Origin of the sequence: Aquimarina sp. BL5 (genome assembly GCF_003443675.1) — a bacterium.
In the GTDB taxonomy this organism is placed as follows: domain Bacteria; phylum Bacteroidota; class Bacteroidia; order Flavobacteriales; family Flavobacteriaceae; genus Aquimarina.
In genome coordinates this window covers 604,178-616,980 of record NZ_CP031963.1, presented here as the reverse complement: position 1 = coordinate 616,980, position 12,803 = coordinate 604,178, and the positions used below count along the sequence as shown (strand labels likewise).

General features: G+C 30.6%; 9 protein-coding genes. 6 read left to right on the top strand and 3 right to left on the bottom strand.

Features of this window, described 5'->3' with window-relative positions; all coding sequences use genetic code 11:
* Positions 1-3: 3 nt before the first annotated feature.
* Together D1818_RS02835 and D1818_RS02830 are read left to right on the top strand one after the other, a co-directional pair.
* On the top strand, positions 4-1,095 hold the full coding sequence (locus D1818_RS02835) for a GNAT family N-acetyltransferase (RefSeq protein WP_118456207.1): 1,092 nt from the start codon (positions 4-6) through the stop codon (positions 1,093-1,095).
* The gene (locus D1818_RS02830; protein WP_118456205.1) at positions 1,092-2,249 is read left to right on the top strand and encodes a GNAT family N-acetyltransferase; all 1,158 of its coding nucleotides are present in this window, start codon (positions 1,092-1,094) and stop codon (positions 2,247-2,249) included. The genes D1818_RS02835 and D1818_RS02830 overlap by 4 nt, the downstream gene beginning before the upstream one ends.
* Here the strand turns inward: D1818_RS02830 and D1818_RS02825 are convergent, their stop codons facing one another.
* Together D1818_RS02825 and D1818_RS02820 are read right to left on the bottom strand one after the other, a co-directional pair.
* On the bottom strand, positions 2,250-3,221 hold the full coding sequence (locus D1818_RS02825; protein WP_118456203.1) for a hypothetical protein: 972 nt from the start codon (positions 3,219-3,221) through the stop codon (positions 2,250-2,252).
* A 4-nt stretch (positions 3,222-3,225) separates the two neighbouring features.
* The gene (locus tag D1818_RS02820) at positions 3,226-4,677 is read right to left on the bottom strand and encodes an MBOAT family protein (protein ID WP_118456201.1); all 1,452 of its coding nucleotides are present in this window, start codon (positions 4,675-4,677) and stop codon (positions 3,226-3,228) included.
* A 957-nt stretch (positions 4,678-5,634) separates the two neighbouring features.
* Between D1818_RS02820 and D1818_RS02815 the strand changes: the two genes are divergently transcribed.
* From D1818_RS02815 to D1818_RS02800, 4 genes are all read left to right on the top strand, one after another.
* Entirely contained in the window at positions 5,635-6,768 is a 1,134-nt protein-coding gene (locus tag D1818_RS02815) for a DegT/DnrJ/EryC1/StrS aminotransferase family protein (protein ID WP_118456199.1), read from the top strand.
* Entirely contained in the window at positions 6,765-8,693 is a 1,929-nt protein-coding gene (locus tag D1818_RS02810; RefSeq protein WP_118456197.1) for a nucleoside-diphosphate sugar epimerase/dehydratase, read from the top strand. The genes D1818_RS02815 and D1818_RS02810 overlap by 4 nt, the downstream gene beginning before the upstream one ends.
* Before the next feature lie 84 nt (positions 8,694-8,777).
* The gene (locus D1818_RS02805) at positions 8,778-9,572 is read left to right on the top strand and encodes a polysaccharide biosynthesis/export family protein (RefSeq protein WP_118456195.1); all 795 of its coding nucleotides are present in this window, start codon (positions 8,778-8,780) and stop codon (positions 9,570-9,572) included.
* Positions 9,573-9,578: 6 nt separating this feature from the next.
* Positions 9,579-11,930, top strand: coding sequence for a tyrosine-protein kinase (locus D1818_RS02800; protein WP_118456193.1), 2,352 nt, complete (start codon positions 9,579-9,581; stop codon positions 11,928-11,930).
* Here the strand turns inward: D1818_RS02800 and D1818_RS02795 are convergent.
* Positions 11,927-12,661 (bottom strand): tyrosine-protein phosphatase, encoded by a 735-nt coding sequence (locus D1818_RS02795; RefSeq protein WP_118456190.1) that lies wholly within the window; start codon positions 12,659-12,661, stop codon positions 11,927-11,929. The genes D1818_RS02800 and D1818_RS02795 overlap by 4 nt on opposite strands.
* Between the last annotated feature and the right edge of the window lie 142 nt (positions 12,662-12,803).

The window sequence follows — 12,803 nt, the reverse complement described above, 5'->3', positions numbered from 1 at the left end:
GCATTGAACAAAAATTACAAAATATTAATAAAAGATCTTGATGACAGTTCGGAAGTTGTGAAATATAAATCACTTCTTAAAAAAGAATGGAATAATAATGTGTATTATTCAATAGAGCATTTACGTCATTCAGAAAAAGATTCTGATGAATTGAGATGCTTTTTGTTTGAAAAGAATGATGTACCTATCATATTGATGCCTTTTGTTTTAAGGAAGATAAAAATACATGAAAAGGAATATCCTTATAATGATGTGATCAGTCCATATGGATATAGCGGACCATTATTTAATGATAATGTTTCGTCAGAAGATCTTGCCCAATTTTGGAATCATGTAGATATTTGGTATAAAGAAAACAGTGTTATAACTGAGTTTGTTCGTTTTAGTCTTGATGAGAATCACGAAAATTATTCAGGTTCGTTGATAAAAACACTTTCTAATGTAAAAGGTCATTTATTAGAGAATTTTGAAGATCAGTGGAATGCGTTTCTTCCTAAAGTGAGAAATAATTTTAGAAAAGCCATAAATTATGATTTGGATTTTAAGGTTTTTCATAAAGATCAGATCACTAAAGATATTATTAAAATCTTTCATGATATCTATGTAGATACCATGACACGAAATAAAGCGGATAGTATTTACTTTTTCTCTGAGACTTATTTTGAAGATCTCATATTATCTAATTTGGATAACTTTTCTATTGTTATTGTTTATTATGAAGATATACCTATTTCGGTAGAGCTTATCATTAATTATAAAGATATAATTTTTGCCTTTTTAGGAGGTACTAATGCAGAGTATTTTAGTTATCGACCAAATGACTTTTTACGAGTAAAAGTTATTGAATGGGCAGTACTGAATGAAAAGAAATATTACGTTCTTGGAGGAGGAATGAAGGATGGAGATGGACTGTATAAAAACAAAAAATCATTATTTCCTAAGGATGATGATGTAATGTTTTGTACAGGAAGAAAAATAGTAAATGAAAAAGTATACAATGAATTATGCTTGGCTTCGGATAAAGAGTTTACAAATATCAAGAAAGAAGATCTAAAAAATTATTTCTTCCCATTTTATAGATTGAACAATAGATGAAAAAAGAACATATAGATTATTTTTTCGAGCTTTTTGAAAAATGTTCAATTCCAAAACTATTCTCAGAAGTACGATCATCAGAAAATGAGAAAGGGATAATCAATCCTAATTATGATAGTGGTTTGGTAGAAAATCCAGATAAAGTGTATTCTGTTTTTTTTATTCCAGATTATTTAAAACCAACTATTAATAGTAACAATTTTGTTATAAAGAAAATAGAACAATTTTTTAAAGGTTATGCTATTTTTCTTGATGGTTTCACAAGTGCTGATGCTTATATCAAGCATCGTTTTAGAAGTAATGCTAAAGGAATTAGAAGAAGAATAAAACGATTAGAATCATGTTTTGACATTTCATATAAAACATACTATGGAGCCATAGAGGAGGAGGATTATGAGTTCTTAATGAATTGTTTGGAAAAAATGCTAATCAGAAGATTTGAACAGCGCAATGATGTAAGTCAGAGCCTGTTGAGATGGGATCATTATAAACAAATGTATTTTTCTTTGATTAATGAAAAAAAGGCGTCAATGTTTGTGGCTTTTGAGAATAATCAACCTATTATAGTTTCCTTAAACCATCATTTTCAGAATAGATTATTTAGTTCAATTTCATCATATGATATTGATTATTCTAAGTTTAGTTTAGGTAGTGTAGAGATTTATAAAAAATTAGATTGGCTCATAGAGAACGATCATAAATCCTATGAGATGGGAATGGGGGATCTAAGTTATAAGAGAGAGTGGTGTAATCATATATATAATTTTGAACATCAAATCATATATCCAAAAAAATCAATTGTAGGTTTTTTTAAAGGAAGTATAGAGTATCTAAAAGTAAAATTAAAAGAGTTCGTTTTTAAAGTAGCCTATGTCCGCTATAAAAAATACAAAGGAAAACGAAAGACACAATCTATTGTTGTTGCCGAAAAATATAAAGTATCTCCGGTTGAGGAAGTGTCTTACGATAAAGGATTGCCAGCGATAGACTATAATAGGGAAGAGTATAGAGGACTTAGAGGAATAGTATTTGATTTTCTATATACAAGCATTGATAATGTTAAAAATGTTAGTGTGTTAGAAGTTGATAAAAACGAAAAAACGTATTTAATTGTTGGAAAATCAAAGATGCAGAAAGTTACATTGATAAAGTAATTACTCTTTTGTCAGTTCTTTTTTCTTAAGATATTCACTTATAGCTTGAGCAATAAGATCTCGACCGTGATTGTTCCAATGTCTATCATAAATCAAAGTGGTAGCGTGATCACTTTCTTCAAAATATTCTGAAAAATCAATATAGGTATAATCATTTTCTTCTAAATAGGACATGAAAATTTCACTGGTAATTCTGGAATCTAAAAGAAGAGTAAAACGATTTCTATTGTATCCGTATTTATCTACAAGACTTTTAAAATTAGCTAAATAAATATTTTCTTTTTCTTTCTTAATACGTAATATTTCCTCGTCGCTTGCCTGTTGTTTTTTAGGAGCAGAGTTTAGTATATTCATTAGTCTATAGAATAATCTTTGTGGAGGGTCCAAAATACCGATGCTTTTGCAATAAACAAGTAGTTTACTTTTTTTAAGCAGTTTATTTATAGGAGATTCCAGTGCCAGTCTGCCAGTAATCACTTTATATTCTCCTCTGGTTAGATCATTAGAGAATTTTATTCCAAGAATGATATGATCAATTGCGTCAAATTGTTCCTTGTAAGCATAAATTAGGTGTAGTTGATCTGCAAAATCATAGCCTGCATATCCATATTCATATACTTCAATTTCTGGGATAGATTTTTCAACTTTTTTACCAATAGAATTATAATAATTTTGATGAAATCCTTCAATAAATGAATCTCCTACAAGAGCAACTTCGATATTATCTTTAGTAGGTGTAAATTCTCGGTGAGAGTTATATCCTGAGTTGTTAATATGATATTCAGAGAAATTCTGTCTTCTATTTCCTGTTACAGAAAAACCATTCTGATTAGGCATCCATTTCTCTACTTTGTTTTCATCTAGAATTCTAGTTGGTGTATCTTTTCCTAAATGAAAAACTCTTACTAATACTTCTAGTCCAATGAGTATTAGAAAAACATACAAAGCGCTTTTTAGAATAAGTTTTTTCATTTAACTAAAATTGGAAATATATAAAAGATCTATCAATATTATCGTCAAAGAAAAGGAGCATACCTAAAATTACTAAAGTATAGGCTACAAATCTTACTATCCTTGATTTAAATTTAAAAGGAGATCGCTCATCTCTTCTAATGCTAAATTCGTAAAGAATAAAAAGTCCTAGTAATATAAAATAGTCAATCATACGATAACCTAAAGGGTGTTCGTATATTTCAAAACTAAAATTATTATATATCTGTTTTAAAAAACCAAAAGCGTCAGTGATGGATTCTGATCTAAAAAACACTCTAGAAAATGTTACTAATGAAAAGGTAAGTAGTATTTGTAATATCTCTCTAATAGATGGAAACCAACTATTTTCCGCCACTACATTATTCATATAAATCCGATTACGCCCCATCAGAAAAACTGGAATATATAGAAGTGCATGAATTGCTCCCCAAGCGATAAAAGTCCAATTTGCACCATGCCAAAAGCCGCTTACCAAAAAGATAATACAAATATTTCTTATTGATTTTAGTTTACTAACTCGGCTTCCACCAAGAGGAATATATACATAATGTCTAAACCAGGTTGATAATGATACATGCCATCTTTGCCAGTATTCAGCAACATTTCTGGAAAAACTTGGAAATTTAAAGTTAGACATTAGTTCTATTCCAAACAACTTGGCAGTACCAATCGCGATATCAGAATAACCGCTAAAATCTCCATATACCTGAAAACTAAATAATGTAACACCTAGTATAAGAGTAGAAGCAGGGTAGTTGGTATAATTAGCAAAAATATCATCCACTATAGGTGCAATTGAATCTGCAATCACTACTTTCTTGAACAATCCCCATATAATTAGTTTTAGACCATCTGTACATTGCTTATAATTAAAAACTCTTCTCGTTGTAATTTGGGAAAGCAAATTGGAAGCTCTCTCAATCGGACCCGCAACTAATTGAGGAAAAAAACCAACAAATGTTGCAAAAGAGATAAAATCCTTAGTAGGAGTAAGTCTTTTATAATAGATATCTAATGAATAAGACATGGTCTGAAATGTGTAAAATGATATTCCAACAGGAAGTATAATTTGCAATGTCCAAGAGCTTTGAGGTGTATAGCCAAAAATATCAATAAGATCAACCCAAGAATCTATAAAGAAATTATAATATTTAAAAAAGCCTAATAAACCAATATTAAAAATTATACTAACCCATAACCATCTCTTTCTTTGTTTATTAGAGTCACTGCTATAGATATATTGACCAATGTAATAATCAACCGTAGTACTTGCTAGAATAAGAAATAGGAAACGCCAATCCCACATTCCATAGAATAAATAACTAGCACCCAAGACAAAAATATTCTGAAGCCTTAAATTTTTATTGAATAATAACCAGTACACAATAAAAACTATTGGTAAAAAAATGAAAAAGTCTAATGAATTAAATAACATGCAAAATCAATAATATAAGATTCGAGGAGGTTATTAAAACTAGAATTACCATTAGATAATCCCTTTATTTTTTTGAAGCACGTAAATTTTGTTTATTTAATTTAATAAATCAAGGATTATAGTCAGTTTTTACAAAGAAACATAATTATATAGATTTAAAAATAGTAAAAAGTACTATCCTTAATAAAAAGAATTAGCAATGGTTTATTACTTCTTAAAGGTGCTATAAAAAAATGGATTGTGTGTAGTTTATCGAAATATTAGGTGGATTACCTTTTTTATGTATTCTTTTTTTGATAATTTCTATTGGTTACTTTATAAGCTTGATTATTTTTGTATTATAATAAGAATGATTAATTTATCAATGACATAATTTAAAATAGTAAGGTATAAGAATAGAAAATTACAATTTATTTTTTTATAAAGAAGGGAAAAAACCCTATTCAGAAACAGGTTATTCACTGCTTATTTTATCAAATTTAACCAGTATTATTACAGTATTATTACAGTATTGTTTAAGAGGTTGAGTTAAGTAGGAAATTACGTTAACATCTTTTGCAAAATTTAGTTAAAAAACGTTAAAAATAATCGTTTCAGCGTAATTGATTAAACAAAAGTGTTGTTTTTGTAGGTTTTTACTTGTATTAGTAGTCAAATTACATAGTACTTTTCTTACGGTAAACCCCTCGTTTGGTGGTTTATAACGAAGTACTTATGCTCTTAAACGCCTTTTTTAAGTATTCCATCTAAAAAGTTAGTTTTTCTGATGATATTACATGGAACTAAACTATTTTAGCGTCGGTTAAAGCAAGTAAGAGAAAAATACAATTTTTGGAAGTACTACCCCCTTCTTCCTTACATTTTATTAGATTGTCATGAAAAAGAGTCGGCAATTATAACAGTTGTGTTATAGTTATTGAGGATAAAGTATTGTTCATTAATTAATGGGGAAAAATTATGAATGCAGTAAAATCCAAGAGAATATGGCTTTCTTCACCACATATGGGGGGGACGGAGCAAAGCTATGTTAAAGAAGCTTTTGACACTAATTGGGTTGCACCATTAGGGCCAAATGTTGATGGTTTTGAGAAGGATATCGAGAATTATCTAGGGAGTAACAATTTTGTTGCTGCTTTAAGTTCTGGTACCGCAGCGTTACACTTAGGACTTAAACTTTTAGGTGTTTCGCGGGGAGATGAAGTATTATGTCAGAGTATGACATTTGCTGCTTCTGCCAATCCTATTGTTTATTTAGGAGCAAAACCAATATTTATTGATAGCGAATTGGAAACCTGGAATATCTGTCCAGAACAATTAGAATTAGCTATTAAAGATAGGATAGCCAAGGGCAAGAAACCTAAGGCTATTATCGCTGTACATTTATATGGTATGCCATATAATGTAGATGCGATACACAAAATAGCTTCAGAATATAAAATTCCTGTTTTAGAAGATAGTGCAGAATCATTAGGTAGTTCTTATCACGGTGTTAAGTGTGGAACTTTCGGAGATATTGCTATACTTTCTTTTAATGGAAATAAAATTATCACTACTTCTGGTGGAGGAGCATTAGTTGCTAAAAATCCTGAGTATAAGGAAAAAGCTATTTTTCTTGCTACTCAAGCTAGAGATAATGCGCCACATTATGAGCACACTGAAATCGGACATAATTATCGAATGAGTAATATCATTGCCGGAATAGGAAGAGGGCAGATGGAAGTTTTAGATAAGCATGTAAATAACAGAAGAAATAACTTTGATTTTTATAAAAATAATTTAATTAGCTCTGCTGAAATTAAATTTTTGGAAGAGCCAACAGGTTTTCATTCTAACAGATGGCTTACTTGTATAGAGACCACATCTTATGAATTAAGAGAAGGTTTAAGGTTAGCATTGGCAGAAGAAAACATAGAATCACGACCACTATGGAAACCCATGCATCGTCAACCTGTTTTTGCAGATTGTGATGCTTACCTCAATGGAATTTCTGACGACCTATTTGATCGAGGACTTTGCTTACCCAGCGGGTCTAATCTTGAAAAAGAAGATTTATTTAGAATTGTATCGGTAATTAAAAATATATTGAGATGATTAAGGACTACATAATTAATAATTCACATAAGCACGCGTCAAAATGGGTTGTACTATCTATTGATATTGCAATCGTTATTTTTAATTTCTTTTTGGCGTATGTAGTTAGATTTGGTATAACCCTTGATTTTGATGAGACTAATTTCTTTTATCAAATACCAGTGATGGCGGTTATAGCTGCAGCTAGTTTCTTGATGGTTGGTTCTCATAAAGGAGTGATCAGACATACCGGTATGAGAGACGCATATAATCTGTTTTTGGCAGTTACTGTGTTGATTTCTCTAAGTGGAGCCCTAATGGTCTCAAGTAGATTGTCTTTGATTCCGGAACTTCTTAATATTCCAGTATCTATTATTTGTGTACATTATCTATTAAATATTATTGTTCTAACTGTAAGTCGGTTAGTATTTAAATATTGTTATCATTATGTAAAGTCAAAACTTGGGGATTCTTCAAGAGTTATGATATATGGAGCAGGAGATTCAGGATTGATAACATTAGCAGCAATTACGAATGATTCACAAAAAGCAGTAACCGTAGTTGGTTTTATAGATGATAATCCGCAAAAAGCCGGAAAAACCATTAATGGAATTACAGTTTTTCGTTCAAAAACCATTACACAGAGTTATGTAATAAAACATAATATAACTGAGATAATTGTATCAATCCCGCACATAGATAAGCAACGTTTATCGGAGATTTCGGATAATTTACTTAAACTCTCTGTAAAGGTTAAGATCATACCAGCAATTAATGATTGGATTGATGGTAAATTGAATGTATCTCAGATCAAACAAATTCAGATAGAAGATTTATTGGATAGAGCTCCAATTGCATTAGAAAACCAAAATATTAAAAAAGAACTTCATGATAAGGTTATTTTGATTACTGGTGCAGCAGGTTCTATTGGTAGTGAAATTGTTAGACAGGCATCTTTTTATAGTTATAAACATTTAGTGTTAGTAGATCAGGCAGAATCGCCTTTATATGATTTACAGCAGGAATTGTTAAGTAAAGGAGTTGTTAATTTTACTCCGATTGTTGCCGATATTAGAGATCATCAGCGTATAGAGACAATCTTCGAAAGATTTAGACCAAATATGGTATTTCATGCTGCTGCATATAAGCACGTACCATTAATGGAAAATAATCCTTGTGAAGCAATAAAGATAAATGTTTTAGGTACAAGAAAATTAGCAGATTTATCATCTGAGTTTGGTGTGGATAAATTTGTTTTTGTCTCAACTGATAAAGCAGTGAACCCAACAAATGTGATGGGGGCAACCAAAAGAGTTGCAGAGATGTATATAAAATGTTTACATAGAACTAGCAAGACTAAATTTATTACAACAAGATTTGGAAATGTTTTAGGATCTAACGGTTCTGTGATTCCTTTATTCAAAAAACAGATTGATAAAGGAGGTCCTCTGACTGTTACTCATAAAGATGTTACTCGTTTCTTTATGACAATTCCAGAGGCTTCTCAGTTAGTGATTGAAGCAGGAACGATGGGTAATGGTGGTGAGATTTTTATTTTTGATATGGGTGAATCGGTGAAGATATTCGATTTAGCTAAAAAAATGATAAGACTATCCGGACTTAATTATCCTAATGATATTGATATAGAGATCACAGGTTTAAGACCAGGAGAAAAACTGTATGAAGAGCTATTAGCGGATACAGAAAACACCTTACCAACATACCATAAAAAAATCATGATTAGTAAGTTTGATGATGCAGATTGTCCATTGGTTATGGATAAGATTGATGACCTTTGTATTATGAATTTATTCAATCAGGATCACCAAATTGTTGGAAAACTAAAAGAGATAGTACCTGAGTTTATTTCTAAGAATTCTACTTTCGAAAGTATCGATATTAAGAATGAGGAAATAAATGATAAGAAACAAAAGGTGCTGGTCTAGTCTTCTTTTTAAAATTGTTGTAATAAACGAGAATATTATCATACTTTTGTTTGCTATTTAAATGCCCTAAAGAATTTAAAAAATATGAACTCATATAAGTTTTTACTTTTATTAGTAGTATCAACATTTATTTTTTCTTGTAAAACCCCGACAGATGTGGTTTATTTTCAGAATTCTAAAGATTTAGAGAAAATAAATTCAACAAATTCGTTTACTCCAGTTTTTAAAGTAGATGATGTTGTTAGTATATTGGTTTCTGCGACGGATATGGATGCAGCGAGACCTTTTAATTTAATGCAAGGTGCTAGTTTACCATCTCCAACTGGGGATAATGCTGGATCCGGAACTAATGGAGGTGGAGGAGTCGAGCCTACATATCTTATTGATGAAGAAGGAAATATTGATTTTCCGGTTATTGGAAAATTGAAAGTTGCGGGATTAACAAGAGTGCAGGTAAAAGATATGTTAAAGGAAAAACTGAAAATCTATATAAAAGATCCTATTGTAAATGTAAGGCTTAAAAACTTTAAGATTACAGTTATAGGAGAAGTAGATAGACCAGGATCATTTACCATTCCTAACGAAAGAATAACTATTATAGAAGCGATTGGTTTAGCAGGAGATCTTACTATTATGGGAAAAAGAGGTAATGTGATGGTAATACGAGAAAATGAAGGTGTGAATACATATCACAGGGTAGATCTCACTTCTAAATCAATTTTTGATTCACCTGTTTATTATTTAGCACAAAATGATGTATTATATATAGAGCCTAATAAGACTAAAGTAAAAAGCTCTGTAGGTAAAGATAATACCTTAGGGATTGTTTTAAGTATAATAGGAGTTGGTTTATCTGTAGCTGCACTTATTTTAAGATAGAAGTTTATGATTTCTAATACTAATTCCGATAATAATACTTTGATAAATACACCAAAGTCTAGTTTCAATTTCAGAGACGAAATTCTAAAGTACGTAAAGAAATGGTACTGGTTTTTGCTAAGTGTACTAATTTTTGCGACACTAGCATATCTCCATATAAGATATACAATTCCTCAATATAACGTTTCTGGGACCATATTGATTTCACAGGAAGAAAGTGTTAGTGAATCAGAACTTTCCGCTTTCAGGGACTTGGGATTACTTGATGATTCACAAAATAAAATCGAGAATGAGCTTCAGATTATAAAATCAAGAACACTATTAACTAATGTTGTTAATAATCTAAAACTAAACGTTCAGTATTTTACAAAAGGAAGAGTACTAGAATCAGAAAATTACCCTAAATCGTTGATAGAGATTAACTTTTTATCAGCAGATTCCATTGTTCATACTAAATCAAAGAGTTTCAGAGTACTTATAAATTCAGAAACTTCTTTTTCATTTGTAGATAAAGAAGGGAAAAATATTAGTGATCATTCTTTTGGTAAGACCATAAATACTAGTGTTGGAGATATTGTAATTACTCCAAGTATTGAAGATATAGTGTCTAACAAAGGAAAGATAATTCATATAAAAATAACTCCTGTTAATGTTGTAGCTCAAAGCTATAGAAATAGAATATCCGTTGCTACTATTGGAAAAGGATCTTCTATTGTGAGAATGTCTCTAAATGATCCTGTTAAAGAGAAGGCCAAAGACATTATAAACAATTTGGTAGAAGAGTATAATAAATATACCATTAAAAACAAGAAACAAACTTCGGCCAGAACTGCTGAATTTATTAATGAAAGATTAGAGCTTATTTCTGGTGATTTATCTGAAGTTGATGATGAAGCTGCGGGTTACAAATCTAAATTTGGATTGACCAATGATGTTTCTGCTCAAACCCAGCGAGTTGCTGATATTGATTCTAGGAATATTCAAGAAATTAATAGATTAGAAACTCAATTAAGAAAAATAGAATCTACAAGGCGTTTTGTTTTAAGTCAGGATGGGAAATACGATATTTTGCCTTCTACTCTTGGATTTGATGATCCGTCCGTAACGTCAACTGTTGCGAGATATAATGGATTAATAAGCCAAAGAAAAAGGTTATTAAAGTCATCAAGTGAGCAAAATCCGGTAGTAGTAAATATAGATGAACAGATAGGTTCATTACGTCAAGGACTAATTGCTAGTTTAAATGGAGCCAAAAGTTCTATAAGTATAAGTTTGAATAGTTTAAGAACTCAGGACAAGTATTTTAGCGGACAACTGTACAATGCACCATTAAGGCAAAAAGAATTAACAGCTATTGGTCGTGAGCAGGGAATTAAGGAACAATTGTATCTTTATTTATTACAAAAGCGAGAAGAGGCTGAGATTACTAGTCATATTACACTATCTAATGCACGTGTCATTGATAAAGCTTCTACTTTAGGATCCTACCCAGTTTCTCCAAATAAAAGAATGATTTATTTTGGTGCTATATTTTTAGGACTAGCACTTCCATTTTTAACTATTTATTTACTTGATCTTTTTAATACTAAAATAAGCTCAAGAGAAGACTTAGAGAGTGTACTTTCTATGCCAATCTTGGGAGCTATTCCAAAAACAAAAAATAAGAAAAGTAAAATTGTAGTTTCCAGAAATAGTAGGTCATCCGTGGCTGAAGCTTTTAGAATTCTTAGAACGAATTTAGGTTTCTTAATGGCTGGAACTAACAAAGAAATGGGGAAAGTGATATTTGTTACTTCTACCATTTCTGGAGAAGGTAAGACGTTAGTTTCATCTAATTTAGCCAAGACGTTAGCTATTTCAGGCAAAAAGATTGCATATTTAGGAACTGATTTTCGTGATCCAAAATTTCATAATTTCTTTGAATTACCAAAAGGGAAAGATACTCCTGGGTTTACTAATTATATTATGAATCTAGATATTAAACCTGAAGATATAATATACGAACAAGGAGAAAATGATCCTATTTTCGTGGTTCCTTCAGGAGCTATACCTCCAAATCCGGCGGAACTTCTAATGAATGATAGGGTAAAAGAGATGTTCGAATATTTAGAAAAAAACTTCGATTACATTGTAGTAGATACAGCACCTGTTAGCTTAGTAACGGATACCTTATTAATCGGTCATTTTGCTGACTTAAGTATATATATAGTACGAGAAAATTATTCGGACAAAAGAATTTTACAGGTTCCTGAAAACTTTTATAGAGAAAAACGCTTACCTAATATGGCAGTACTTCTTAATGCGGCTGGTGATAAGGTTGGTTATGGTTATGGCTATGGTTATGGAGCAAAGGATTAACTAAAAGATCGGTTCTTTTTCATTAATTCCGATATTTTAGATGCGTATTTTGCAGTAAATCCTTTTTCTAAGACTTCAAACTGTTGATGATTATGTACATCAGAACCCGCAAAATCAAAAAGGTTTTCAGTAAGCAATTTCATTCCTATATTCTTAACTTTTTCACCATAATATCCGGAAATTGAAAGTAAATTAAGTTGAAATAAAAACCCAGATTCTTTTAATTCGATGAATTTATTTATATCGTCTTTGTAAAAAGAGTACCGCTCTGGATGTGCTAAGATAGGAGTGAAACCAGCTAACTTAATTTCAAAAAGTATTTCATTTAGATTAATTGGAGGATTAAAAGTAGACATTTCTACCAAGATATATTTTTGGTATAATGGTATAATGTCTTTGTCTTTTATTCTTTTATAAAAAAGATCGTCTAACATATATTCCGCACTGGCTTGTAATGTCACCTTAATGTCAAGAGAGGATAACACTTTTAGCATTTCTGTATGTTTGGATATAATAACTTCTGAAGTATTAGGCCATACATCTTGCATGACATGAGGCGTAGTAATTATCTTCTTTACGCCAAGTTTTTCAAACTGCTCAATAATAAATGCAGACTGATATACTGTTTTTACTCCATCATCTATTCCAGATAATAAATGTGAATGCATGTCTACATAACCTTTTGGTATGAATTCTTTAAGTGGAATTTCTTTTTTAGATAAAAAATGCAAAATGTTTGTCTTGTTTTGGGGTAAATTAAAGCTGTAAACCTCTAATTTATGATGAGTATAGGTTCTACAAAAGTAAAGATTATTATACGTAAAAAAAACTGCCTAAGAAGTTAAACTCCTTAAGCAGTTTCGGATTATTGAA

What these genes read in the sequence shown, in the direction of transcription:
- D1818_RS02830 (WP_118456205.1), top strand. Translation starts at nt 1,092, where the DNA reads ATGAAAAAAGAACATATAGATTATTTTTTCGAGCTTTTTGAAAAATGT.
- D1818_RS02820 (WP_118456201.1), bottom strand. Translation starts at nt 4,677, where the DNA reads ATGTTATTTAATTCATTAGACTTTTTCATTTTTTTACCAATAGTTTTT.
- D1818_RS02805 (WP_118456195.1), top strand. Translation starts at nt 8,778, where the DNA reads ATGAACTCATATAAGTTTTTACTTTTATTAGTAGTATCAACATTTATT.
- D1818_RS02810 (WP_118456197.1), top strand. Translation starts at nt 6,765, where the DNA reads ATGATTAAGGACTACATAATTAATAATTCACATAAGCACGCGTCAAAA.
- D1818_RS02800 (WP_118456193.1), top strand. Translation starts at nt 9,579, where the DNA reads ATGATTTCTAATACTAATTCCGATAATAATACTTTGATAAATACACCA.
- D1818_RS02815 (WP_118456199.1), top strand. Translation starts at nt 5,635, where the DNA reads ATGAATGCAGTAAAATCCAAGAGAATATGGCTTTCTTCACCACATATG.
- D1818_RS02825 (WP_118456203.1), bottom strand. Translation starts at nt 3,221, where the DNA reads ATGAAAAAACTTATTCTAAAAAGCGCTTTGTATGTTTTTCTAATACTC.